This window comes from Aureicoccus marinus (genome assembly GCF_002954325.1).
Taxonomy (GTDB): domain Bacteria; phylum Bacteroidota; class Bacteroidia; order Flavobacteriales; family Flavobacteriaceae; genus Aureicoccus; species Aureicoccus marinus.
On the sequence record NZ_MQVX01000001.1, the window covers coordinates 1,011,426 to 1,036,298 of the forward strand.

Annotated in this window: 19 protein-coding genes and 1 tRNA gene; 13 read left to right on the top strand and 7 right to left on the bottom strand. The window is 44.5% G+C overall.

All coding sequences use genetic code 11. The annotated features are described in order from the left end of the window. The first annotated feature begins 74 nt into the window (after positions 1 to 74). Together BST99_RS14900 and BST99_RS04745 are read left to right on the top strand one after the other, a co-directional pair. Complete coding sequence (locus tag BST99_RS14900) at positions 75 to 422, top strand: hypothetical protein (protein ID WP_317046112.1); 348 nt, start codon at positions 75 to 77, stop codon at positions 420 to 422. After that, entirely contained in the window at positions 398 to 1,630 is a 1,233-nt protein-coding gene (locus BST99_RS04745; RefSeq protein ID WP_317046113.1) for a M28 family peptidase, read from the top strand. The genes BST99_RS14900 and BST99_RS04745 overlap by 25 nt, the downstream gene beginning before the upstream one ends. A 50-nt stretch (positions 1,631 to 1,680) precedes the next feature. On the opposite strand, the gene BST99_RS04750 is transcribed toward BST99_RS04745, so the two are convergent. After that, positions 1,681 to 1,756, bottom strand: a tRNA-His gene (locus BST99_RS04750). A gap of 133 nt (positions 1,757 to 1,889) precedes the next feature. On the opposite strand from BST99_RS04750, the gene BST99_RS04755 reads away from it, so the two are divergent. From BST99_RS04755 to BST99_RS04765, 3 genes are all read left to right on the top strand, one after another. Continuing rightward, positions 1,890 to 3,875 carry a tetratricopeptide repeat-containing sensor histidine kinase gene (locus BST99_RS04755; RefSeq protein ID WP_105000779.1) on the top strand — a complete coding sequence of 662 codons (1,986 nt, stop codon included), beginning with the start codon at positions 1,890 to 1,892 and terminating at the stop codon, positions 3,873 to 3,875. A 2-nt stretch (positions 3,876 to 3,877) separates the two neighbouring features. Continuing rightward, positions 3,878 to 5,878, top strand: coding sequence for an ATP-binding protein (locus BST99_RS04760; RefSeq protein ID WP_105000780.1), 2,001 nt, complete (start codon positions 3,878 to 3,880; stop codon positions 5,876 to 5,878). Positions 5,879 to 6,010: 132 nt separating this feature from the next. Next, positions 6,011 to 8,164, top strand: coding sequence for a tetratricopeptide repeat-containing sensor histidine kinase (locus BST99_RS04765; protein ID WP_105000781.1), 2,154 nt, complete (start codon positions 6,011 to 6,013; stop codon positions 8,162 to 8,164). Here BST99_RS04765 and bshB1 read toward each other — a convergent pair. The 4 genes from bshB1 to ccsA form a co-directional block, all read right to left on the bottom strand. Then, entirely contained in the window at positions 8,115 to 8,840 is a 726-nt protein-coding gene (gene bshB1, locus BST99_RS04770; protein WP_105000782.1) for a bacillithiol biosynthesis deacetylase BshB1, read from the bottom strand. The two genes, BST99_RS04765 and bshB1, sit on opposite strands and share 50 nt — an antisense overlap. An 8-nt stretch (positions 8,841 to 8,848) precedes the next feature. Continuing rightward, entirely contained in the window at positions 8,849 to 10,015 is a 1,167-nt protein-coding gene (locus tag BST99_RS04775; protein ID WP_105000783.1) for a trans-sulfuration enzyme family protein, read from the bottom strand. A gap of 17 nt (positions 10,016 to 10,032) precedes the next feature. Further along, positions 10,033 to 11,439, bottom strand: a complete 1,407-nt coding sequence (locus BST99_RS04780) for an MATE family efflux transporter (protein ID WP_105000784.1) — start codon at positions 11,437 to 11,439, stop codon at positions 10,033 to 10,035. Between the two features lie 149 nt (positions 11,440 to 11,588). Continuing rightward, the gene (gene ccsA / locus BST99_RS04785; protein ID WP_105000785.1) at positions 11,589 to 14,783 is read right to left on the bottom strand and encodes a cytochrome c biogenesis protein; all 3,195 of its coding nucleotides are present in this window, start codon (positions 14,781 to 14,783) and stop codon (positions 11,589 to 11,591) included. 136 nt (positions 14,784 to 14,919) lie between these two features. On the opposite strand from ccsA, the gene BST99_RS04790 reads away from it, so the two are divergent. From BST99_RS04790 to BST99_RS04800, 3 genes are read left to right on the top strand one after another with little or no spacing between them, the layout of a single operon-like run. Continuing rightward, positions 14,920 to 15,693, top strand: coding sequence for a Rossmann-like and DUF2520 domain-containing protein (locus tag BST99_RS04790; RefSeq protein WP_181044145.1), 774 nt, complete (start codon positions 14,920 to 14,922; stop codon positions 15,691 to 15,693). Beyond that, positions 15,690 to 16,220 carry a KdsC family phosphatase gene (locus tag BST99_RS04795; RefSeq protein ID WP_105000787.1) on the top strand — a complete coding sequence of 177 codons (531 nt, stop codon included), beginning with the start codon at positions 15,690 to 15,692 and terminating at the stop codon, positions 16,218 to 16,220. Before BST99_RS04790 ends, BST99_RS04795 begins: the two co-directional genes overlap by 4 nt. Continuing rightward, complete coding sequence (locus BST99_RS04800) at positions 16,217 to 16,804, top strand: Maf family nucleotide pyrophosphatase (RefSeq protein WP_105000788.1); 588 nt, start codon at positions 16,217 to 16,219, stop codon at positions 16,802 to 16,804. The genes BST99_RS04795 and BST99_RS04800 overlap by 4 nt, the downstream gene beginning before the upstream one ends. On the opposite strand, the gene BST99_RS04805 is transcribed toward BST99_RS04800, so the two are convergent. Both BST99_RS04805 and BST99_RS04810 read right to left on the bottom strand, forming a co-directional pair. Beyond that, positions 16,746 to 17,885, bottom strand: a complete 1,140-nt coding sequence (locus tag BST99_RS04805; protein WP_105000789.1) for a 1-acyl-sn-glycerol-3-phosphate acyltransferase — start codon at positions 17,883 to 17,885, stop codon at positions 16,746 to 16,748. The genes BST99_RS04800 and BST99_RS04805 overlap by 59 nt on opposite strands. Next, on the bottom strand, positions 17,852 to 18,763 hold the full coding sequence (locus BST99_RS04810; protein ID WP_105000790.1) for a bile acid:sodium symporter family protein: 912 nt from the start codon (positions 18,761 to 18,763) through the stop codon (positions 17,852 to 17,854). The genes BST99_RS04805 and BST99_RS04810 overlap by 34 nt, the downstream gene beginning before the upstream one ends. 126 nt (positions 18,764 to 18,889) lie before the next feature. Here BST99_RS04810 and BST99_RS04815 point away from each other — a divergent pair, with 126 nt between their 5' ends. From BST99_RS04815 to BST99_RS04830, 5 genes are all read left to right on the top strand, one after another. Further along, complete coding sequence (locus tag BST99_RS04815) at positions 18,890 to 19,831, top strand: septum formation inhibitor Maf (protein ID WP_105000791.1); 942 nt, start codon at positions 18,890 to 18,892, stop codon at positions 19,829 to 19,831. Between the two features lie 7 nt (positions 19,832 to 19,838). After that, positions 19,839 to 20,417 carry a mechanosensitive ion channel domain-containing protein gene (locus BST99_RS04820; protein ID WP_219843805.1) on the top strand — a complete coding sequence of 193 codons (579 nt, stop codon included), beginning with the start codon at positions 19,839 to 19,841 and terminating at the stop codon, positions 20,415 to 20,417. 72 nt (positions 20,418 to 20,489) lie between these two features. Next, positions 20,490 to 23,009: a PIG-L family deacetylase gene (locus BST99_RS04825; protein ID WP_105000792.1), complete on the top strand. Its 2,520-nt coding sequence runs from the start codon at positions 20,490 to 20,492 to the stop codon at positions 23,007 to 23,009. A gap of 12 nt (positions 23,010 to 23,021) precedes the next feature. Beyond that, the gene (locus BST99_RS14290; protein ID WP_181044146.1) at positions 23,022 to 23,159 is read left to right on the top strand and encodes a hypothetical protein; all 138 of its coding nucleotides are present in this window, start codon (positions 23,022 to 23,024) and stop codon (positions 23,157 to 23,159) included. 1 nt (position 23,160) lies between these two features. Beyond that, on the top strand, positions 23,161 to 24,867 hold the full coding sequence (locus BST99_RS04830) for a sodium:solute symporter (RefSeq protein WP_245916183.1): 1,707 nt from the start codon (positions 23,161 to 23,163) through the stop codon (positions 24,865 to 24,867). The last annotated feature ends 6 nt before the right edge of the window (positions 24,868 to 24,873 follow it).

Here is a 24,873-nt window from a genome sequence, read left to right on the forward strand (position 1 = left end):
AGTATTCGGCCGATTTCTAGAAATGCCGGGAATGTATTTTTGGTTAACTTTGGTAATTATCATTTTTATATCACATGAGAATAAAATATTTCGCTGTAGCCCTTCTGTTTACAGCTTGTAACGCATCCAAAACCAATTCGGATGCCCCCACCCCAGTTCAGGCCAAAGAAGTTGGACCGATAGACTACGCTAAGACGATTACGGAAGAGGAGCTCAAGGAGCACTTGTACATCTACGCCTCGGACGAGTTTGAAGGTCGAGAAACCGGACAACCCGGTCAGAAGAAAGCCGTGGAGTATCTTACAAATGAATATAAGAGCTTAAGCATTGCCCCCGGAAATAAGGTTCCTATATTCAAAAGGTTCCATTGGAATTCAGAAAAGTCCCAACGGGTACTATGGAACTGGGAACAACCACCTTAACTCAAGGAAAACAATTTGTAACCATGTCACCACTGAGCGGAGATTTCAAAGAAGTCGTTTATGTTGGTTATGGGATCAAAGAAGGCGATTACAACAGTTACGGCAACATGGACGTCGCTGGGAAAGTTGTTTTGGCTAAATCGGGTGAACCTATGAATGAATCTGGATCCTTTTTATTTTCTGGAACGCAAGAGCCATCGAAATGGAGCAATCTTTCCGAAGGAATTAGTAAGCGTCTCGAATTGGCTACCGAACTAGGCGCTAAAGCCCTGCTTTTGGTTGACGACAAAAACTTTGGACGTTACCAGCAATATTACCGTCGTATGGCGCGTAACAACAGTGGGAGTATGCGCTTAAAAAGCAATACCGAAAGTGCTTCTTTGTTGGTTTTGAATTCGGAAGCCGGAAAGGCATTTCATTCTGCCATGGATAAAGACAATACGGGCCAATCCGTTGCCCTGTCTTGGAAAGCGATGTTGACCAGCAACAACGGAGAAGTCGACACCGAAAATGTCGTTGCCTTCATCAAGGGATCCGAAAAACCCGATGAATTCCTGGTTATTTCTTCCCACCTGGACCACATTGGAGTGAGCCAAGGAGAGGTGAACAATGGCGCAGATGACGACGGTTCCGGAACAGTAGCCCTTCTTGAAATAGCAGAAGCCTTTCAGCAAGCGGTAAAAGACGGCAATGGACCAAAAAGAAGTGTTGTATTCTTGCATGTCACGGGTGAGGAGAAAGGTCTATTGGGATCTCGTTATTACACGGACCAAGAACCGGTCTTCCCTCTGGCCAATACCGTAGCGAATCTAAACATTGATATGGTCGGTCGTATTGACCCGAAACGCGATGGAGATCGCAACTATATCTATTTGATTGGCTCCGATAAGCTCAGCACAGAATTGCACGAATTATCGGAAGAAATTAATAGCAAGTACACGAATATTGAATTGGATTACACCTACAACGACGAGAATGATCCAAACCGTTTTTACTACCGCAGCGATCACTACAACTTTGCAAAGAATAATATTCCGATTATTTTTTACTTCAACGGAACGCATGCCGATTACCACCGTCCTTCGGACACACCGGACAAAATCAATTACGATCTTTTAACCAACAGAGCACAATTGGTTTTTTATACCGCATGGGAAATTGCCAACCGTGCGAATCGTCTTGTAGTAGACAAAGCAACGACTCCATAAGTTCGTTTTACCGCAAAAAAGCCCTTCCATATCAGGAGGGCTTTTTTGTTGGGTGGAAGATCGGGTTCGAACCGACGACCTCTGGAACCACAATCCAGCGCTCTAACCAACTGAGCTACAACCACCATTTAAAATGGGATGGCAAAGTTACTTTTTTTTTCAGTTTACGGCAAACTTCTTTATCAGATGATTCTACCGAAATCTCTGAACTTCCTTTTGAAAAAATATTTAATTTTCTAGTCTGAGTCATCCTAACCGAATGAAAAAAACGCATTGGTTTTACACGAGCCTATATTTTTTATTGTTCCTCCCCTCCAGTCTTATCGGGCAGCGTATGGATCCAGACAGTTTAGCGGCTAAACTCACCCGAATTCAAAAAGCTCCAGAATTTAGCGAGACGGATACAACCTACATCAATACCCTTTACGAAATCTCTTTTGGCTTAGGACGAGAGAATAGAGATTCGGCCCGGAATTTAGCGATTAGAACCATCACCCTTTCCGAAAAAATCAATTACCAAAAGGGAATTGCCCGCGGATACTACGCCCTGGCCCTGACCAAGCTTCTTGATGGCAATCAACGGGAGGCGATTAAGCTTGCAAAAATTTCTGAGCAAAAGGCTGAAATTCTTGATTTTAGCAATATGGTCCTTGGAGCCAGAAACACAAAAGGCATAGCTTACCGGGAGTTGCAGCAGGTGGATTCGGCTTTTTTAAATTATTACAGGGGCTTGAAATTGGCTGAAAGCATGAAAAGCCATCGACACATGTACGCCTTTCATGTCAATCTTGGGTTGCTCTTTCTGAATAATAATAATTACAAAGAGGCATTGATTCATTACAAAGATGCAGAGCCTTCCGTTGAGAAAATGTCTTCGAAGAATTTCACCCTTTCTCACAAACTGAAAATAGCGGAGCTTTACCTTTTACAAAACCAAACCGACAGTGCTTTCTCCTATCTAGAACAAGCGCGATATTTGATAGAAAACCACACAGGATTTGCCCGAGAACACAGTAACTACTGGAATCAAATGGGTGATCTTTATTTACTCAAAGAAAAGCCAAAACTAGCGGATGAAGCCTATTATAAGGCTTTATCAATTACCGATTCCCTCAATGAGCCCAATCGAGTGGGCACTTACGCTGGCTTGGCGGAAAGTGCATACAGGCAAAATAAAAACGTAAGCAGTCTGGAGTTTGCTCAAAAGGCCTTGGCTATCGATCAAGGACAGGGCCTGCCTAATACTTCAGACGAACTCCACAAACTAATTGCTCTCCTTTACAGCAAAACAGGGCAAAAGGACAGTGCTCAACTGTATTTTGAAAAATACCAGAACCGCTATATGAATTTGCAGAAATCAATCATGAGTAAACAGATTGCGATGTTGCAAAGCAAAGAGAACGAAAAGACCCGTTTGGCGCGTGCGGAAGGTCGGGCGATAGAAGAAGCCAAAAGTAAAAAAGTATTGGCCTGGTTCTGGTTGGCCGTTTGTGTAGCAGGATTGGGGTTGAGTATTTTCTTCTTTCGAGGATACCGACAGTACAAGAAAGAGGTGTTCGAATTGGATCGAATCAACCAAGAAAAGGATCAATTGTTTACCATCTTGGGACATGACTTGCGGTCCCCCTTGTCGACCATGCAAGAATTGATCATGTTGTATCAAGAACCTCATAAAGAACAGGATTCTCTTTATAATCAACTGGGCAGTCTCCAACGTCGTGTATTCTTCAGTAAGGAGAAGCTAAACAATATGATGCATTGGGCACGTGAGCAGGTGCAAAATGCCAAACCGAACAAAGAGCTTATCATGATAGAGGATCTGATTCCCCACTGTATTGCCGCTGTTTATGAAATTGCTGCTAAGAAGAATTTGAGTATATCCTTTACCTCCGATCCCAGGGGAATGCTCATCGCTGATCCCATACACCTCGAAATCATTCTAAACAACCTTTTGATCAATGCGATTAAATTCAGTTCAGAAAATCATGCGATTCGATTAAAATGGTCAGAATCTGAGAGTGTAAAAAGACTCTCCATTGAAGATGAGGGCGTAGGATTTAGTGAGGAACAACTTGAACAATTTCACGAAAAGGGCAAATTAAATTCCCGTAAAGGCACCTCAGGCGAAACAGGCTTGGGTCTCGGATTGAATATTTGCCAAAAACTGATGCACCTCAATAAGGGAGGTATTCAAATAGAAAACACAGAACAGGGAACTCGCGTTAACCTAATCTTCAACAACTAATTATGCGTACAAGAACAGGATCCTTTTTATTGTTATTGACCCTTCTTTCAACTTCCGCACTTTTTGCCCAAAGAACCATTCTGGATTCTCTAGTACATGAATATAAACTTCTAAAAGATCGAAAAAACTACCAAGCCGATACAACCGAGGTAAATCTATTAATTCAAATAGCAAAGTATGGTATCGCTTCGGACAGCACCCTGACCAAACGATCCATCGCAAGAGCGGATTCCTTAAGTCACCTACTCAATTATAAGGCCGGAAGGGCGGCCGTGCTCATAGAAAAAGGACGTGTGGCCTCGATGAATGGCAGTCAATCGTATGAAGAAGCTTTAAAACATAGTAAGGAAGCGGAAGAATTAGCCTATGAAGCTGGCCGAATGGACCTTGTTTTTTATGCCATTAACAACCAGGCTGCGGTGGCCTTTCGAGATCAAGACTACGAGATGGCATACAATTACTTCCAAAGTGGTATTGATAAATCACAGGCTCCTGAAAACTCCACTTACCTCTCTCATTATCAAATGAATATTGGGGTGATTTTCACCCTGCTCGAAAACCACGAATACGCAAACATATATTTGGATAAGGCCATAAAGACGCACAGAAGTCAGCCCGGTAATGATGGTATATTTCCCTATGCCTACACGGAGCACTGTATTATTGCGAACTTGGCCTATACCAATTGGAAGTTGGGAAAACTCGAAGATGCTAAACTCTATTCCAAGGAAGCTCTATTCTACTTTCTGAATGAAAAAGACGAACTATGGGTATCTTTTGTTCACTCCACTCTGGCCGAAAGTTTAATGGAACAGGATTCTATTGATAAAGCTCAAAAATACTACCGAAAAAACCTGAAGCTTATTGATTACATGAATGGTCGACCCGACCGTATTGGGTTAACCTATTTGGGTCTAGGCAAAATATTTATTGCTAAAAGTCAAATCGATAGTGCTTTTTACACCACTCGGAAAGCCCATTCTATCTTTAAAGAAAAGAACCTGAAAATGGAATTGACCCTATCATCCGCCCAGATGGCAAAATTATTTAGCCTGCAGCAACAAATGGATAGCGCTTTTTTTTACCAGGAGTTGAGTGAACAGCGTAATGAACAAGCACAGCAAAGACTTATCAAGGCCAACCTCACACTTAAGGAATCCGAAAGAAAAACAGAGATTCAAGCAGAAAGCGAATCAGAAAAGAAGTATCAGCAGCAGTTAATGAACGGATTGGCCATCATTGCAATTATTGTGGTATTGGTTGTTCTTTTCTTTACCCGCTCGCGAATGAAAAGAGAAGAAGAAACCAAACACCAATTAGAAGAATTGAATTCACTTAAAGACCAAGTTTTCAAATTCATCAGCCAGGATTTAACCGTACCCATGAACACCCTGAGTGAAGTGGCGGAGCTTTCTGAATCCAAAGGCCTCGAAGCCCTGCAAGATATTGTTCCAAGCGTGAAAGTCAATCTGGATCACAGCGGTTATGTGTTAACCAATTTCCATTATTGGACGCAGGCACAAAAAAAACGCTGCTCCGTCAATCCTGCTCCAATTAATGTGCTCGATGCCTACAAAAAGGCCGAAGAAAAACTCTTGTTTTTTGGAGAACAAAAAGAGTTAGACATTGAAGTGGAGATTGACCCCAAGTCAACACTTCAATTTGATCCTCTTCAATTTGATCAGGTTCTTCAGAATCTGCTATGCAATGCTGTTCGTTTTATTCCAGAAAAAGGTAAAGTTTTTATTAAGGGGCATGAAAAAGAAGGAGCCTTTGAACTTCATTTCTCAAACAAAAACAGCACCTTTTCTCAAGATGAATTTAACAAGGCGGTGGATTTGACAACGCTTTACCGGACTCCAAGTAATGAGGGTACTTTGGGAACGGGGATTGGTCTTTCAGTATCGTATTGGTTGGCGCAATACAACCAAGGAGAGCTGTTCTTTCACAGACAGGAAGATGAGCTGGTTACAGTGGTCATCAAAGCCCCTTTAACTGCTTAAAAGTCCGACAAAAGGAAGTTTTTCTTCGATTAAATACACAAAAAACAGGGCTTTACCCCCTGGAAATCCTCCTTCACAACAAAGATTGGGTAGCCCCTAATGGCCTTTCTATTTTAGTTCCTTCAGAGTAGTATGGCCATTTTCAACAACAAATCAATCTTTTTTGGACATGTGTTCCTTTTCTTCATTGGAATTGCACTACCCTTATCCCTGGGCGCACAAGACCAAGAAAGGGATAGTCTCTTGGCAGCTTATCACCAAGCCACCTACCGTTTAGAAAAGAATACGATGGAGATCGACAGTTCCTATATCAATCTCCTAAATCAATTGGCCAGAACCTTCCGATACAAAAAAAGGGATAGTCTGGGGTACTTCGCCGAGGAAGCTCTGAAACAATCCAAGCGCATTGGTTACGCGAAAGGCGAAATGGAAGCCACCATGGAATTGGCGAACTATTATTCCGACCTTGGAAAACAAGCCCTTGCCATCAAGTACTTCAATAGGTCCCTTGCGATCTCCAAAAAAATTGAGGAAAAGGACACTCAACTTTCCATCATGAGCAACCTGGGGCACGAATACGCCTACCAGGGACAGTTGGATCGCTCCTTAAAGACTTTCTTAGAAGCAATCACCTTAGCAGAAGAAGAGGACAATAATGATATGTTGTCTATTCTGCACGAAGCAGTGGCGCAACTCTATATCGAACAGGAAGACTACCCTATTGCTTTAGCTCAATATAAGATCATTGATTCCATCAACACCGTTATTGGATATCCTGTCTTTCAGGCAGAAACCTGGAGTAACTTGGCCTCAGTCTATTCAAAAATCGGACAGAGCGAAAGAGCCCTAGAGACTATCGATAAAAGTATAGCCATTTTCAAGGAAGAAGGTATTACTGATTGGTTGGCTTACGCTTATAGCGTAAAGGGTGAAGTCTATGAAGAAAAAGGAAATTACCACTGGTCCTTACACTGGTACGACAAATGCCGTCAACTCCATGCTGATCTGGACGATCCCCGTTCCGAAATTGAACTCTACCAAGGTCTGGCCAAAACCTATTATGGGTTAAAAGGTTTTGATCAAGCTCTACAATACGGGCAAAAAGCCTTGGGGATTGCGCAGCAAATCAATGACTTTGATGGGCAAAAGACCACCACCGAAACCCTCTACAAAATTCACCAAGCCAGAGGGGAATATGACCTCGCCTTTGAACATTTGGAATGGAACAAACTGCTTTCAGATAGCCTTTCGAAGATTCAGCTCAAGAATATGCAGGAGCTGTATCAGACCGAAACAGCTTTTCGGGTGAATGCCAAGAATCTAAAACTCTATTCAGAAAGAGACAACGAACAAAAGGCAAGGCTGGCTCGTGCGGTTTTTCTAGTGGTTATAGTTCTCTTGGTTTCTATTTATTTCATGATCAAAAACCACAAAAAGTTGACGAGTCTTTTTGAAGAACTCAAGGTTAAAACACAGAACCTGAGAAACAGAGAGAATGAACTACGAGAAATCAGTCGTGCTCGGGATCGCTTGTTTTCAATTATTGGTCACGATCTTCGTAGCCCGATAGGTGCACTACAGGGTATGCTGAATCTGTTGGATTCTGGAGAAATCGCCAAGCATGAATTTATCGCCTTTATTCCAAAGCTAAAGGGAGATGTCGATCATATATCTTTCACTCTGAACAACCTTCTCAGTTGGGGACAAGCACAGATGGACAGCACCATTACCAAATCCTCTACAGTTACCGTTGCCCGTAAAATTGAGGACCAAATTCGACTGCTTGCCGATGCAGCAGAGAAGAAAAACATTAAGGTAATCAATGAGGTAACTGACGATACCAAAGTCTGGGCCGATACCCACCATGTTGATTTGATTGTCCGTAACCTGTTGAGTAATGCCCTAAAGTTTACCCCTAACCACGGCCTTATTAGTTTTCATGCAGAGGACCTTAAAGGTTACTGGCAATTGTGTGTAAAGGATACAGGAATTGGAATGGATGAGGAAACCTTGAGTACCCTCTTCATGAAAGAAACCAACCGAACGACCTACGGAACAAACAATGAAAAAGGAACAGGTCTTGGTCTGGCACTCTGCCGAGAATTGGTGCAGAGAAACAACGGTGACTTGTGGGTCGAAAGCGAGTTGAAAAAAGGAAGTCGATTCTACTTTACCCTTCTCAAAAAGGAGGTCCGTAAGTTCCGAAAAGAGACCACAGAAATGTCTGCAGAACCCTCTAGCGCAAGTTCCCCAAGCGATCAACCGCAGGAAGGCGTTCTGTCGTAAAACCTTCTGCATATTCCACTCCGACAAGACGACCCAGGTCTTGTGCTCTATACCGCACACTTTCAAAGAAATTTCGGCTGCTGATTGGCGTCTCAGGCTCCGTGCTGTCCGGGTCAAAAAACTGGGAGGAATAGGCCTTGATCGCTTCTATCTTAGTTTCCATAAAGCCAGAGATATCAACAGCAAAATCCGGTTCCAGGTTCTTCCATTGGATGTAGTGATACACCCATTGTGGACGCCAGGGGTCCTGTAATTCTCCTGTTTTCGGATCCAGGGTTTCTATCTTACGCAATCCACTTAAAAAACAAGCCTCACTTTGCAGACGGCTGCCTTTACCGTGGTCAATATGACGGTCATCCACCGCATTACACAAGACGATATCGGGTTGGTATTGACGTACTTTTTGAATTAGCAAAAGTTGATTCTCACGGTTTACTTCAAAAAACCCGTCTGCCATGCCCAGGTTTTCACGGATTTCCAGACCTAATAGTTCTGCTGCTCTCTGCGCCTCTTGGTCCCGGAGTTCAGGGGTTCCTCTAGTTCCGAGTTCACCACAGGTTAAATCGATGACCCCGACCTTCTTCCCTGCTTGGGTTTCTTTAGCAATCGTACCACCCGCTCCAAGTTCAGCATCATCGGGATGAGCTCCAAATACGAGAATATCCAGTTTATTCATGATTTTTCTTATTGTGCCTTAGCGAAGGCCTGCTTCCAATCGCGTTGTAAATCTTCGGGCTCTTCTATACCAACAGAAAAACGGATCAACTGATCCGAAATCCCTTGCTTTAAACGGTCTTCTTTATCCATCAAAGAGTGAGAGGTTTTAGAAGGCAACAAGGCGGTACTCTCCACTCCGGCAAGACTCATGGACGCTTTAATAATTTGGGTTGCTTCCAATACCGTTTCAGCGCTTAGGTGATCTTGTAAGTCAAAAGACATCATCCCTCCGAAACCACTCATTTGACTTATAGCGAGTTCGTGTCCGGGATGTGTTGTTAGCCCAGGGTAGTATACTTGTTTCACTTCGGGCTGTTGAGCCAACCATTCAGCCATGGCCATCGCGTTGCTGTTTTGTCGCTCTACCCGTATGCCCAAGGTTTTTATACTTCTCTCCAACATCCAAACGGTATAATCACTCAAACTGCCTCCATAACATATCCCGGCTTCCCATACCTGTTTGATTAATTCCTCGCTGCTCATAACTGCTCCAGCGCAGAGGTCCGAATGACCTCCTAGGTATTTAGTCGCACTGTGGATAACCAGGTCAATGCCAAGTTCAATTGGATTTTGGTTGACCGGACTGGCAAAAGTGTTATCAATCACCGTAATATAGTCCTCTGCTTTGGCCCATTCTGCGATTTCCTTTAAGGGAGTAATCGCCAAGAGCGGGTTGGAGGGGGTTTCGAGGTAAATGACTTTAGTATTGGGCTTGACAGCAGCTTTAAACTCCGATAGGCTCGTGCCTGTGGTAAAGTTGAAATCCATTCCATACCGCCTCAGCTGTGAGTTAGCGAAATGATAGGTACCCCCATACAGGGATTGCTGAAATACCACATGATCACCTGCCTGAAGCAAGCACATCATACTGGTCGCAATAGCCGCCATTCCGCTCCCAAACACTAGGGCTGCCTCTGCCTTTTCTAGGGCTGCTAATTTGATCGATAAAGCTTCCTGATTCGGGGTATTGAAATAACGCGGATAGCGTTTTACATCGACATCTTCATAAGCATATGAACTGCTCATATAAAGCGGAGAAACCGCGCCCTTGAACTGTTCATCTGCAATTTCACCAACATGGGTACAGGTCGTATTCAGACCCAAATTCCGCTGTTCTGCACTGTTCTTATTCATAGGTTCAAAGGTAAGGACTAGACCTGAAACGTCTTCCACTTCCCCTTTTTGAAAAGAACCCAGGAGATGATGGCCAATAGAACCTCGGAAGTCGTAATCGCTATGAAGACTCCCAGAGGACCAAAGTCCAATGCAAATGCCAGTAAGTAGGCTACTGGCAGTTGAAAACACCAGAAAGACACTAAATTGATTCGGGTTGGTGTTTGGGTATCGCCCGAACCATTGAAGGCCTGGGTCAACACCATTCCATAAGCGTAAAACAGATAGCCCGCAGCAATCACTTGTAAACATAGAGCACCATTGTCTATCACCACCGGGTTTTCAACTAAAAGGCCGATGATCGTTTTGGCGAAGAGCAAATAAAAAACAGATACCACGCCCATAAAATAGGCGTTGTAGCGGCCGGTTGTCCATACCGATTTTTCGGCCCGATCAGGCTTTCCGGCTCCGAGATTTTGGCCAACAAGCGTGGCTGCGGCATTGCTCATGCCCCAAGAAGGCATAAGAGTAAACATCATTACCCGGATGGCAATGGTATAACCCGCCAATACATCGGTTCCAAATTTGGCCATCATATACATCAGAATGACCCAACTGGAAGTACCGATTAAAAACTGAGATATCCCTCCAGCAGAAACCTTTATCAGGTTCCACATTTGGTCAGCCTCGACTTTAATATCACTCAGGAACAACTGAATACGACTTCGTCCACTAAAGAGAATAATCAGCTGAAAAACGACTGCGGTTCCTCGCCCAATATTGGTCGCGATACCTGCACCCATTACGCCATACTCCGGTACAGGCCCCCAGCCAAAAATAAAAATGGGATCCAGAATGAGGTTTAATCCATTGGAGAGCACTAAAGCCCACATGGCCAGAGAGGCATCTCCGGCCCCGCGATATACAGCATTGATCAAGAACAACAACATAATGGTCATGTTGCCACCCAAAAGCCACTGGGTATAACCATGCCCCTCCTCGATCAGTTCCGGGCTTCCACCCATAAAATGCAGAATATCCTTAGCGTAAGAAACTCCTAGAAATCCTACTATAATGGCCACTAGAACACCCAAAATCAAGGCCTGTACCGCAGCGGATCGGGCCTTATTGATCTGCTTCTCGCCGACCCTTCTGGCTACCAGAGCAGTTGCAGCCATACTTAGTCCAATAGCCACGGCATAGAGTAGCGTAATTACAGATTCCGTTAGTCCAACAGTGGCGACTGCATTTTCACTAACCTGAGAAACATAAATGATATCGACTAAAGCAAAAATAGATTCCATGAGCATTTCCAGAATCATGGGAACCGCCAATAAGAAAATAGCTTTGCGGATAGAACCTGTTGTAAAATCTTCGTGCCCGCCTTTAATCGCCTGCATGAAGGTGCTAAAAAGAGAATGTTTATTTGTATTATCTTGAGTCATTATGAAGTACTTTGGAAGGCTGTGAATACCTTGATTCTACCAAAAGAACAGGGATATGGTGCACCAGGAGGATGCAAAAGGTTTCCGGAAAAGGGCTACTTAGGACTTCATAATGGCCCAAAAATGCAAAAAAATAGGTACCGCAAAATTTAGCGGTACCAAATGCGGTATTTACGCCAACTAAAACCTCCCAAAATAAGAACTCCAAGGACTGTATACCAGACGAATGCAGGGGTGATTACCTGATCCCCACTGGCGTAGCTATGAAGGCCTACCAAGTAAAAATTCACTCCAAAATAGGTCATCATGATACTGGCAAAGGCGACCACACTGGCAAAATTGAAGAGCCACTGTCCTCTCAGGGCAGGAACTAATCGCATGTGCAAGACAAAAGCGTAAATCAAGATAGAAATCAGGGCCCAGGTTTCTTTTGGATCCCAACCCCAATAGCGGCCCCAGCTTTCATTGGCCCATTGACCCCCAAGGAAATTTCCGATGGTTAGCATTACCAGACCGATGGTCAGGGTAAGCTCATTGACAATGGTGATTTCTTTTAAACTGATTTTCATCCGATCCTTGTTCTGTTGGTTGGTCAGGAGAATAAGAATCAAGGAAACAACACCGAGGATCATACCGACCGTAAGAGGTCCATAACTCCCTACAATTACAGCCACGTGAATCATCAACCAGTAACTATCTAAAACCGGTTGGAGGTTGGCAATGGAAGGATCAACCCAACTTTGGTGCGCAATCCACAAAAGAATACTGGCAACGAAGGTACTGGCAGCCAGAGTCAAATTACTCTTTCTGCCCAAAGCCAAGCCCATCCCCATGGTCGCCCAAGCGACATAAAGGATACTCTCATAGGCATCACTCCAGGGCGCGTGTCCTGAAATATACCAACGCATTATCAACCCAAAGGTGTGATATACAAAAGACAAAATGATCAATACCTGAAAGGTTCGGACGATGACACGCCAGACCTTGCGGTCCTTAAAGATTTGCGCGACCAAAACAAAGAACAACAAGAGTCCAAATAAGGCGTAGTAACGATAGAGTTTATTGAAGATATCCAGCTTGTTGTAGCGGATTTCTGTATTGATCTTTCTTTCCGACGGAAGCACCTCAGATCCGTGATTTCTCTGGTTCTTTTTAAAAGCTTTAACCATCTTATCCGCTTCGGTATAGTCACCGGTTTGAATGGCCTTCTGCAACTCCGATAAGTAGTAAGGCATTCCGTTGCGTACAAAATTCGCGTAGAGGCTGTCACTGACTTGAAAGTTACCTGAACGAAACTCAAGGGCCGAGATCCATTTGTTATTCGGATCATCCAGAAGGGGAAAGATTTTGACAATTTCACCGGTCAGCCCTCGATTGAGAAGTCCCAATCGTAAATCCACGTCCTTAAAGTCCTGCTGGAATTTATTCGGTACATTGGTCGCATAGGCATCCATCAGATAAGGCTGCAACTTGTTGTTTCCTTCTCCATCAAAGAAATCCACCACCTTGACATACTTCTGCCCCTTTTCAACACCAATGATCTTTCGGATACTGTCATTTTGAGCCTTCTTATCCAGAGCGATAAACTCCGTATTGAACCACAAACCAGGATTTAACATCATCGAAAGCAAGACTTGATCTGGATTGAGGTTCTGGTAACTGTTTTTGAAACTCAATTTTCGCAGTAACTCAGAAGAAAAGGTATTGATCGGTTTCATCCGTCCCTCGTCGTCCTGAATGACCAAGGATCCAAATAAAGCGGCATGTTCCGGAGCAACCGTATTGGCAATGATCATGGAGTCTACCTGAGCCTGTGTAGGCAAGGTCCCATGAGCATGATCATCGGCTTGTTGTGCTTGCAGCCCACCAATAGAGAAAAACAGGATCAAGGCCATTGCCGCCTCTTTCGCACGATTGGCCTCCATCAACGCCTTTTTCTTTTTCTTGAGCTTTTCTAGTGAATTCGCCAGTTCCTTGAAACGTGTTTTTCCAAAGAACATCAAGCCCAAAAGTCCAGCATACAACAAGAAGTAGCCGATATAGCTAATCCAGGTTCCCCAGGCGTCGTGATTAACCGAAAGCACTGTTCCCTTTTCATCCGGCTGAAAACTCGATTGAAAAAAGCGGTACCCCTGGTGATCCAAGATGTGATTCATGTAAATATCGTAATCAAAAGAGCGCTCGTCCTCTACCGTGATACGGCTCATGAAAGACGAATAGGATCGCTCGGTTCCCGGGTACTTTTCGGCGATAAAGTCATTTAGTCGAATAGAAAAGGGCAGTTCGTGTATTTTAGAACCATAACTCGCACTAAAAGTCAATCCTCCAAGTGTAAAGGGATCTGAAAATTCTCTGCGGCCCTTTCCTCCCATAATTTCTTTGGTCACACTTTGCCCTCCTGTTCTAAACTCGAGAACAATGGCATCGGCCGACTCCTTGGTCACCTCCTCCTCTGGCAATTTGACGATCCCATAGGAACCCTTGATTAGTGGTTCTGGAAATACGAATTGCATTCCTGCCATCTGGTACAAAGAGCGCAATTGCAACTCCTGTACAGAATCTGCGGCCACCTGACCTTGAAATTGATCCGCCATCCGCATAAAGGAACCTTCAAAAGGAGAATCTATGGTATAACCTCCATCGGTCGTGTTGATGTTAATAGCCCCTTTGGTGTAGTTGTTTAAAGCAAAAAGTACGTTGTGAATTGAATTGACCTTCCCCGATTCAAGGTAGTGCTCATGTCGCTGCCCATCTCCGGCCTCAACAATTTTCAACAGGGACTGTCCATTGGGATTTTCAATTACACCCTCCTTTACCCCGCGGATAAAACCTTTGTAACGAACATCGAACCGCTGACCGTTAAAGTCGGATTTCCAAGGCAGACTTCCACGCTTTCCTTCTGGAGTTGCCAAAAGCTCGTCTTCAATCGTCTTTCTTTGTAATTCTCCGTTGATATCTCCGTCGACCAGCAAAGACAAATAGGTCTTATCGGAGTAAAATACTTTTTCTGACTCCCCTTCTCTGATGGGCATCATGCCTTCAAAACTTATGTAACGCGTTACTCCAGCGCCGACAATAATCAGTATCCAAGAGAGGTGCAAGGCCAAAAGTGGCCACTTCTCCCACCGCCAAAGACGATAGCGCTCAATATTTCCAATAAAGTTGATCACAAAAAAGACCATGATGACCTCAAACCAAGTAGCATTGTAGATATAGATTCGAGCCGTCTCTGTGCTGTACCAGCTTTCAATAAAAGTTCCTAAAGCCATGGCCAGAGAAAAGACCAAGAAAAGAACAGCGGTGAGCTTGGTGGAGAAGAGGACTTTTTTGAGTGTATCAAGCATGGAAAGTACTATTTCAAAATGCAAAACTAAGGCCTTTTCGTTTGAAGGCCAGATCCTGTAGCACATATTTAACGGAAATTGTATCCATAGGATTCCTCTAGGAGTTCCGTAGCGCTTTTATGTATTTTTGTGCGCGGTGAAAGTAATTGTCATTGGAAGCGGAAACTTGGCTTGGAACCTCATTGAGATCTTTGAGCAGAACCCTAATATCCAGCTGATTCAGGTCTTCAGTCGAAATGCAGAAAGCCTGAAAACACTTTCGTGTAGTTGCCCGACCACAACAAATTGGGAAGAACTCAGTGAGGCCGACCTCTATCTTTTAGCGGTGAGCGATAGAGCGATTATATCTCTGGGCGAAAAAGCGCAAAACAAAGGCTTGTGGGCGCATTGCTCAGGCAGTGTGGATCTGCGCGATCTGCCGGCCACCATTCGAAGAGGCGTTTTTTATCCCTTACAGAGTTTTACCAAAGGCAGAAAGAGCTCCTTTTCGGATCTACCCATCGGAATAGAAGCCGAAAACGAAGAGGATTACCAACAGCTAGAAGGCCTGGCCTCTAGCCTATCAAAAACCGTTTTTCGGATGGACAGCAGCCAAAGACGAATTATGCATCTAGCGGCCGTGTTTATCAACAATTTCAGCAACCACATGATTGCTCGCGCACAAGACATTGCCACTGAAGCCGGAATCGATGCTGAATTGCTCTATCCCCTTTTGGATGAAACCTTGGCCAAAGCAAAAGCAATGGGAGCCGAACAGGCGCAAACGGGTCCAGCACGAAGAGCAGATCAGGCTACTCTGGACGCTCACCTGGATTTGCTCAAAACAAAAGACGAAAAGAAATTATACCAGGCCATTAGCCAATCTATAACGGCCTACTACCAAAAAGACAAGAACCTTAAAAAAGGATGAAAAAGAATTACAAAGAATACCTCAAAGACATCACGACCTTCATTTTTGACGTTGACGGTGTTTTCACGGATGGGAATTTATTGGTTACCGAATCGGGTGAACTTCTCCGTAAGATGAATGTCAAAGACGGTTTTGCCCTGAAAATTGCTTTGCAGAAAGGCTACCGGGTCTGTATCATTACCGGTGGTACCAATGAGGGCGTACGAGAACGTCTTCGTGGCTTAGGTGTTACCGATATTTATATGGGGGCTCATCACAAGGCCGATCCTCTTGATGAATTCCTGGACATTTATGATATCGAAGAGAAAGAGACCGTCTATATGGGTGATGACATCCCTGATATTCCGCCTATGCAAAGGGTTGGATTGGCCACTTGTCCCCAAAATGCCGTAGCGGAGGTGAAAGCGATTTCGGACTATGTTTCGCACAAGAATGGTGGCGACGGCTGTGTTCGGGATATTATTGAACAAGTACTCAAGGTTAGAGGAGATTGGCCCAGAGAAGCCGGTAACACCACTTCTGCATGAGGCCTTTCCTATTCAATACCTTGGCCCAAAAAGAGTTGATACTCGCTTCGGGTTCCCCAAGAAGAAAACAACTGCTCACCGATCTGGGATTTGATTTTAGGGTGGATGCACGTTCTGTTGAAGAAAATTACCCTTCCGAACTTCAGGGAGCCGAGATAGCGGAATACTTGGCCAAGCTCAAAGCGAGTCCATTCACCCCTACCGAAAAGCAAATTATAATTACCTCGGACACGGTGGTCTGGCACAAGGGCGTCTCCTTGGCCAAGGCGGCTAATAAGGCGGAAGCCCGTTCTATGCTAGGTGCCCTTTCCGGTAATTGGCATGAGGTGATTAGCGGTCTCTGCCTAACCACTTCAAACAAGCAATGGGTTGGAAGCCAAACAACTCGAGTAAAATTCACTGCCCTTTCTGAGGAGGAGATTGACTATTATATCGAACAGTGCCAACCCTTTGACAAGGCCGGCGCTTATGGAATTCAAGAATGGATCGGCTTAATCGGTATCGAAGGGATTGAAGGCTCTTACTTTAATGTGGTTGGTCTTCCGGTTCAGCTACTCTATCAGCAGCTGGCCTCTTTTGTGTAATGCCCATTCGAACAAAAACCCTGTTTAAGAGTAGAAAAAGTAAGGTGAATCCAAAGTAAAGCCGATACTGCCCCATACCAACACCTACAATGAAAAAGAGGGCGGCAAAAGAAAACGAATAACCCAACAGGGCGAAGGCAAAGCGAAAGGTCGAAGTAAATTCCGTTTCGGGTACACGAGGCTTCAGGACCTTCTTCCAAAACAAAATAAAGGGGGCATTGAGAAGTCTAAAAGCGCTTCGAGCAATAGGAGAAACAACTTCCCCTTTGAGCGCACTCTCCGGTGGTTCTTCCGACTCCCAACGGAGCGGAATTCTAAAATCATAATCTAAGCTTTCCAGGGTTTGCAAGTGATCTTCATAGTGTTGGAAAGGTGCTAAATGAGTCGTCAAGTCTTTTAAACGCTCTTCCACTTCTAGGGTCAATGCCCTAGCGAATCGACGGCTTTCAAGAAAGTTTTCCTCCTCCTCTTTGTTATTTTTTATCCAAGCCTGAAGATCGAGTGGTTCCCCAATATGAATATGAGAAGATTCACCCGCCTGAAGGGGAGCTGTATAGTTTTGCCCAACAGGAACAATAACCAAGTCTAAATCGGGCTGCTCTTTTAGGGTAGAAACCAGTAGTCGGGTAAAACCCTTATTCAGAGGACGAACTCTTCGGTCAAGACAGTGGCTGGCTTCAGGAAAGAGCAACACATGTTCCCTTTGTCTCAGCACTTCGGCGACCTCTTCAAAGGTTTTGTAATTCCCTGAAAGCTTTTCATAACCATCTCTTAAACGAAAAGCAGGATGCATCTGTAAATTGCGCAGAAAAGCCCCAATCCATTTTCTTTTGAAGACGTCTGAGCGGGCCAAATAGTGCATGGGCCTAGGATAACGTGAAGTGATTAAGAGAACATCCAATAAGGCGTTCTGGTGGTTGGATAAAAGTAAAACTGGTCTGTCTTGAGGGATCTTATCTAAGCCGAAAATCTTTCTTACCCGAAAATAGAAATACAGCCCGAGTCGGATAAAACTCTTCAAGACCAAATAGAGGAATCCATAGCGCTTCATAAGCCCGAATCCTCTTTTGCTCTGCTCCATAAAAGAGCCAATCCTGTTCCACTGATCAGGTGCCAAATCCCCCAAAAGGCCGTGATAAGTGCCATACTGCCCAACCCATCAAAGAATAGGAAGATGAGAAGCAGTCCCAATCCGGAATTCTGAATACCCGTTTCCAGGGTAATGGTCTTAGTTTCTTTTCTTTTTAAACCAAATAAACGAGCTAGGCCATATCCATTGCCAAAGGCCAAGGCATTGTGCAGTAACACCAAGAATAAGACGTAATGTATATACTCTAAAAAAATGCCCCAGTTCTTGGCCAGAGCCAAGACGACTAAAACCGCAAAAAACAAGAGTGATCCTATTTTAAAGAAAGAAGAAAGTCGCTTAGATAATGCAGGGAACCAGTGGTTAAAGAGCATTCCGAAGATCAAGGGAACCGCGAGAAGCAAAGCTACCAGGCGTGCCATTTCAAGGGGATCGATGGCTACTTTTTCAAGGATTTCTGCTGCTGGAGGATACATCCCCGCCCAAAATCGAAGGTTTAGAGGGGTCATAAAAACGGCGCACATCGTAGCAATGGCCGTGAGCGTTACCGACAACGCACTATTACCCCTGGCTAAATGGGTCATAAAATTCGAAACATTTCCACCGGGGCAGGCAGCGACTAACATCATTCCCAGGGCTAAACCTGGCATGGGTTTAACCGCCCAAACAAGTACAAAAGTTATCGCCGGCAAGACTAAAAATTGACTGAGCACCCCAACCAAAACCCACTGCGGCTTTTGGCTAATCTGCCTAAAATCAGACCACTTAATCTCCAGCGCAATCCCAAACATAACCAAGGCTAAAGCGATGTTCAACGTATGGAGTGATGCCGCATCGAAGTTGATGTGAACCTGATCTAAGGTGCTTTCCAAAAAAAGTATTTTTTCGAATATAGGACTTCTGGAAAGAATAAGGTGAATTCTAAGATCCTGTTAAGGATATCCCCAAGACGAAGGGAAATGGCTAATTTTAACATTTGAAACAAAGCCGTAAAACGTATGAAGTTTTCTGTTCTATACACCTACTTCCTCATTAGCGTTAGCCTTATTGTATTGCTGTTCACTTCTTGTACTCAAACTGCAGAAAAGGAGACGACCCAAGCCGAAACCCCGCTTCCCAAAGACCCGCCTCAAAAATTGAGTTCAGCATTCCGCAGTTACTGGTACTCAGGAAAAGCAGAAATCAGTTCTTACGCCCTGAGTCAGGCCCGCTACGGTGAATTGCGTGAAGGGCAAGCGGTACTCGTATTTGTTACAGAGCCTTTTAATGCTGTGAAGCAGGTTAAAGCTGATCGCGCAGGAGACCAATCCGTTTCGGTGCTCAAACTGAATTCGACTCGTAAGTTTTTGACGGGCCTTTACCCCTATTCCATCATGAGCAGCACCTTTTATCCAGTAGCGAATAATCAACACGCGATCAAGGTCACCAATTCGGTACAGGAATGGTGTGGTCAGGTTTACGCTCAGCTGAACAACCGAGAAGAGTTTGAACTCCAAGCCAACAGTTACTTTGAATCCGAAGGGGATCAGCAATTAAAGCTATCCAAAAGCGTACTCGAAAACGAACTTTGGACACAGTTGCGCATGGATCCGAACTCTCTACCACAAGGAGATGTAGAAATTTTACCCGCCTTTGAATACATTCGTCTAAAGCACCTTCCGTTTCAAGCGTTCAAGGCAAAAGCAGTTCTTAGAGAAAAAGACAGTATAAGCACTTATGCATTGAAGTATCCCGAACTGAATAGAAAGCTGGAAATTCATTTCAGAACAGCCTTTCCACATGAAATCGAAGGCTGGTCCGAAAGCTATGTAGATGGTTACGGTCCTAATGCACAAATCATGACCAGCACGGCGAAGAAAATAGGACAACTCAACTCTCCGTATTGGTCACAAAACGGCAATGTTCATTTGGTCTTAAGAGATAGTCTAGGACTACAATAAACCCATTATGCAGGATCGCCTCCAACAATCCATACCCGCCTATTTGGCTGACTTTTTTCGAACCTATCAAACCGAATTATTAGGCACCTTAATCTGTCTAATCGTTTTTTACCTGATTCGCTTTATCATCGTTAAGGGTATAAAACGTATCGGACGCAAAAGTCAACTTAGCATCATTCGGACTCGATTGGTGGTTCGCTATGTGGCCATGCTTCTGGGCTTGATCAATCTCAGTTTTATCATTGTGATCTGGGGAGTTCCCCTAGAAAAGCTGGGCGTGGTGATCTCTTCCACCTTTGCCGTTATCGGAGTGGCCTTATTCGCTACTTGGTCCATTCTTAGTAATATCACGGCAGGAATCATTCTCTTTTTCTACTATCCCTTTAAAATAGGAGACCGCATTCGGATTCTCGACAAGGACTTTCCCGATGAGGCCACCATTTTAGACATCAAGGCCTTCAACGTCATTCTCGTCAAAGACAATGGCGAAATGTTGACCTACCCGAACAACCTATTACTTCAAAAAGGAGCAGGTTTATTGGGTAAACAAGTGGCCACAAGGGAAGAACTCGAAATGGATTTTTAGCTGTTAAAGCTTTCTAAAAACAACCTTTCTAGGGGGTGAGTCCCCCGTATATTTGGCTGTAGATCAATCTCCATGAAAAGAATTATAGCACTCTTTTTGGCCCTGACGCCTCTTTTTGTAGCCGCTCAGGCCAAACCCTCACGTACCAGTGCAGAGCTCTACCACCGTCTGCAGAAGTTGAATTTTCTGGGTACCGCCATGTACATTGCAGCCCACCCGGATGACGAAAACACCCGGTTAATCGCCTACCTGTCGAATAAGGCCAAAGCCCGCACCACTTACCTTTCGGTAACCCGCGGAGATGGGGGGCAAAATCTTATTGGACCTGAACTAAGGGAGGCTCTCGGTGTTTTGAGAACACAGGAGCTACTTGGAGCCCGGCGTCAGGATGGCGGCCATCAGTGGTTTACACGGGCCAAAGATTTTGGCTATTCCAAGCATCCGGATGAGACCTTTAGTATTTGGGATAAAGAAGAGGTTTTAAAAGATGTTGTTCGGGCGATACGAAAATTTCAACCAGACGTGATCATCAACCGCTTCGATCATCGAACTCCCGGAAGCACCCATGGTCATCATACCGCTTCGGCCATGCTCAGCGTGGAGGCCTTCGATCTGGCAGGAGACCAAAGTAAATATGCTGATCAAATCGGTGAACTTCAGGCGTGGCAACCCAAAAGAGTATTCTTTAATACGGGTTGGTGGTTCTATGGAAGCCGAGAAAAGTTCGCTGAAGCCGACAAGTCTAACCTGGTCAAGATGGATATCGGGGTCTATTATCCTCTTCTGGGTAAATCCAACAACGAAATCGCTTCACAAGCCAGTAGCCAACACCTCTGTCAAGGATTTGGGCGATTGAACCAAAGAGGGAGCCAAGACGAATACGTAGAACTTCTTAAAGGCATGCCTTTGCAATCCAATACCGATATTTTCGACGGTATCGACACCTCCTGGTCCCGCCTACCTGGTGGAAAGGCCGTTGGTGAAATTCTTTATGCAGTCGAAAAAAACTACCAATTTGATCAACCCGAGAAGCACTTACCTCAATTGGCACAAGCTTTCAGTTTACTAAAAAAAATCACCGTTAAGAATCCTTCTCCACTGGCCCATAATAAGTTGGATGAATTACGTGAACTCATTCTAGAATTCGGCGGTTTGTATTTGGAAGCAGGAGCTTCACAAGCCTATGGACATGCCGGAGACGAGCTCACAATGCGTATGGAGTTGCTCAACCGTTCCGCTCAAAATGTACAGATAGAAAAGGCGACTCTTTTTTGGAAAGGAGGGCAGAAAAGTTTGGATCTCGAGTCTTTACAACTCCAAAACAACCAAAAGACAGAGAAGGAGATTACAGTGCAAATCCCAGCTGATCTGGCTTACAGCAGTCCTTATTGGCTGAATTACTCAGGAACCCTTGGAATGTACCAGGTGGACGATGTCACTCTTATCGGAAATCCAGAAACCCCTGCACCATTAAGTGTTCAATTGGATTTACAAATTGGCTCACAGACCATTGATATCAACCTGCCTGTGGTCTATCGCTATGCCCGTCCAGATCGAGGCGAACTCTATGAGCCCTTCCATATACTACCAGAGATTTCTTTGCAGTTTGACCAGGATGTTCGAATTCTGAATGATTCGGAGAGTAAAAAGATTCAATTACAGGTTAAAGCCTTAAAAGCGGGTAGTAAAGGCCTCGTTCAAATCGATGCTCCTTCCGGCTGGAAAATTACTCCTGCCTCTGCGGAATTTACTTTGGATAAAATTGGCGAAACCCTTGATTTAGAATTTACCCTTGATCCTCCAAAAAAAGCGAGCTCAGGAGTCCTCAGAGCAACAGCAAGCAGCGGCGGTAAAACCTTTGAACTGGGTACAAAAGCAATCGATTATAACCATATTCCCAAACAGACCCTCACCCTGAAAAGTGAAATGAAGCTGGTGCGTTTAGACATTCAAACCAAAGGAGAGAAAATAGGTTACGTGATGGGTGCCGGTGATGGTGTACCCCAGGGTCTCGAACAATTGGGGTACCAAGTAGATTTACTGCCTGTAGAGAATTTATCGACTAAGAGTTTATCTTCTTACGATGCGGTGGTTATGGGTATTCGTGCTTACAATGTCCTAGAAGCATTGAAGTTTAAACAGACCGCTCTTTTAGACTATGTCAAAGAAGGAGGTACTCTGGTTATTCAATACAATACCGCCGGTCGCTGGAGGTCGCAATTCGAGAATATTGGTCCCTACCCCATGAAGCTTTCTCGCAATCGAGTAACGGATGAAACAGCCTCCGTGCAACTGCTGGATCCTAAGCACCCCGTGCTCAACAGCCCAAATAAAATTACCGAAGATGACTTCGAGAATTGGGTGCAAGAAAGAGGTCTTTACTTTCCCAGTGAATGGGATTCAGCCTATACCCCACTTTTGAGTATGTCGGATAAAGGAGAAGATGCCCAGGAGGGTTCACTTTTGGTTGCTGAGTATGGTAAGGGACACTATGTGTACACCGGACTGAGTTTCTTTAGAGAACTACCCGCCGGAGTACCGGGAGCCTTTAAGTTGTTTGCCAACTTAGTATCTTATGGAGCAGGACAATAGATTCACAGGGGCATGCAGGAAGCAGAACAAGACATAAAACAAAAGGACGTACCCATTAAGTTCAAGTGGAAACCGATCTATTTCTGGGTACTGCTGGCCAATACGGCCTACATTCTTATTTTCTATCTCATCATGACTTCAAATAGATAGCATGGAGAAGCTGGATTGGATCATTTTAGCCCTTACCCTAGGAACTATTGTCGCTTACGGCTGGTGGAAGACCAAAAGTAGTCGAGAGTCTGTAGAAGACTATGTTCGCGGAAGAAAGGATACCCCTTGGTGGGCCATTGGACTTTCGGTCATGGCGACTCAGGCTAGTGCCATTACCTTTTTATCGACCCCAGGACAGGCCTACCACGATGGATGGAGTTCGTACAATTTTATTTCGGGGTACCCTTGGCCATGGTGGTCATCTGTTTGGTATTTATTCCGATTTACCACCGAAAAAAGTGTATACGGCCTACGAATTACTCGAACAACGTTCGATAGCAAAACGAGAACGCTGACCGCTATCCTCTTTTTGATCCAACGGGGTATGGCGGCTGGGATTACCATCTTTGCCCCGGCGATCATCCTTTCGGTTGTTCTTGGATGGTCACTGACTTATCTCAATATCGGTATCGGTACCTTGGTGATCCTCTACACCGTCAGTGGGGGAACTCAGGCCGTAAGCGTTACCCAAAAACAACAAATGTTCGTGATTATGGTGGGGATGTTTTTTGCTTTCTTCTATGTCCTGGGAGCGCTGCCAGAAGAAATAACTTTCGGAAAAGCTTTAAAAATCGCTGGTTCCAGCGATAAACTAAATATTCTAGATTTTAGTTTAGACCTCAATAACCGGTACACCCTGCTGAGCGGGCTAACAGGTGGGTTTTTCCTGGCACTCTCTTATTTCGGTACTGACCAAAGTCAGGTGCAACGCTACCTTACCGGTCGTTCTGTCGCCGAGAGTCAGTGGGGATTGATCTTTAATGGCTTGCTCAAAATTCCCATGCAGTTCTTTATTCTGCTCGTCGGGGTAATGGTCTTTGTCTTTTACCAATTCAATGACTCCCCTCTCCACTTCAATCCGGAGGCTGAAGAAACTGTTCAAGAATCCCATCTCTCCGAGCAGTATAAGATGCTTCAGGAGAATCACCGCCAATTACTGAATAAAAAAGCGCATGCTCATACAGAGTTTGCAGCCGCTCTGGATTTTAATGACCTAACTCTTTTGGAGTCTTCAGAAACTAAAATGAAGACTTTGCAGGCAGAGGAATTGCGAAACAGAGAAGCGGCCAGAACCTTGATTAAGGAAGTTGACCCACAAGAGGAAACCAATGACAAGGATTTTGTCTTCATTCATTTTATTCTGAATAACCTGCCCTCTGGGTTAATTGGATTGCTACTCGCCGTTATTCTCTCGGCGGCCATGTCGTCTACGTCCTCAGAACTCAACGCTTTGGGAACAACGACAACGGTTGACCTCTTTTTAAGACACAACAAAAAAGAACTCACCCAAAAACAGAGTGTTCGATACACTCAACTGTTTACCTTGGCTTGGGGCGTTGTGGCAATCCTAATTGCCTCCATAGCCAACCTATTCGAAAACCTGATTCAATTGGTTAACATCATTGGTTCCATATTCTACGGGAATGTTCTCGGAATCTTTTTGATCGCCTTCTTTATCAAGTTTATCCGGGGGAATGCTGTATTCCTTGCAGCGATTGGTACCCAGATCATCGTTCTGCTGATCTTTTTCAACACCTCCATCTCTTACTTGCTACTGAACTTTATTGGATGTGCTCTGGTTATTTTCATCGCGCTATTGCTGGAATCTTTTGAGCGCATTCAGCCCAAATCAAATTTGGAAGAATAAAAAAAG

Excerpts from the sequence above, each read along its gene's own strand:
- BST99_RS14900 (WP_317046112.1), top strand. The coding sequence starts at position 75 with ATGAGAATAAAATATTTCGCTGTAGCCCTTCTGTTTACAGCTTGTAAC.
- BST99_RS04745 (WP_317046113.1), top strand. The coding sequence starts at position 398 with ATGGAACTGGGAACAACCACCTTAACTCAAGGAAAACAATTTGTAACC.
- BST99_RS04755 (WP_105000779.1), top strand. The coding sequence starts at position 1,890 with ATGAAAAAAACGCATTGGTTTTACACGAGCCTATATTTTTTATTGTTC.
- BST99_RS04760 (WP_105000780.1), top strand. The coding sequence starts at position 3,878 with ATGCGTACAAGAACAGGATCCTTTTTATTGTTATTGACCCTTCTTTCA.
- BST99_RS04765 (WP_105000781.1), top strand. The coding sequence starts at position 6,011 with ATGGCCATTTTCAACAACAAATCAATCTTTTTTGGACATGTGTTCCTT.
- bshB1 (WP_105000782.1), bottom strand. The coding sequence starts at position 8,840 with ATGAATAAACTGGATATTCTCGTATTTGGAGCTCATCCCGATGATGCT.
- BST99_RS04775 (WP_105000783.1), bottom strand. The coding sequence starts at position 10,015 with ATGAATAAGAACAGTGCAGAACAGCGGAATTTGGGTCTGAATACGACC.
- BST99_RS04780 (WP_105000784.1), bottom strand. The coding sequence starts at position 11,439 with ATGACTCAAGATAATACAAATAAACATTCTCTTTTTAGCACCTTCATG.
- ccsA (WP_105000785.1), bottom strand. The coding sequence starts at position 14,783 with ATGCTTGATACACTCAAAAAAGTCCTCTTCTCCACCAAGCTCACCGCT.
- BST99_RS04795 (WP_105000787.1), top strand. The coding sequence starts at position 15,690 with ATGAAAAAGAATTACAAAGAATACCTCAAAGACATCACGACCTTCATT.
- BST99_RS04800 (WP_105000788.1), top strand. The coding sequence starts at position 16,217 with ATGAGGCCTTTCCTATTCAATACCTTGGCCCAAAAAGAGTTGATACTC.
- BST99_RS04805 (WP_105000789.1), bottom strand. The coding sequence starts at position 17,885 with ATGGAGCAGAGCAAAAGAGGATTCGGGCTTATGAAGCGCTATGGATTC.
- BST99_RS04815 (WP_105000791.1), top strand. The coding sequence starts at position 18,890 with ATGAAGTTTTCTGTTCTATACACCTACTTCCTCATTAGCGTTAGCCTT.
- BST99_RS04820 (WP_219843805.1), top strand. The coding sequence starts at position 19,839 with ATGCAGGATCGCCTCCAACAATCCATACCCGCCTATTTGGCTGACTTT.
- BST99_RS04825 (WP_105000792.1), top strand. The coding sequence starts at position 20,490 with ATGAAAAGAATTATAGCACTCTTTTTGGCCCTGACGCCTCTTTTTGTA.
- BST99_RS14290 (WP_181044146.1), top strand. The coding sequence starts at position 23,022 with ATGCAGGAAGCAGAACAAGACATAAAACAAAAGGACGTACCCATTAAG.
- BST99_RS04830 (WP_245916183.1), top strand. The coding sequence starts at position 23,161 with ATGGAGAAGCTGGATTGGATCATTTTAGCCCTTACCCTAGGAACTATT.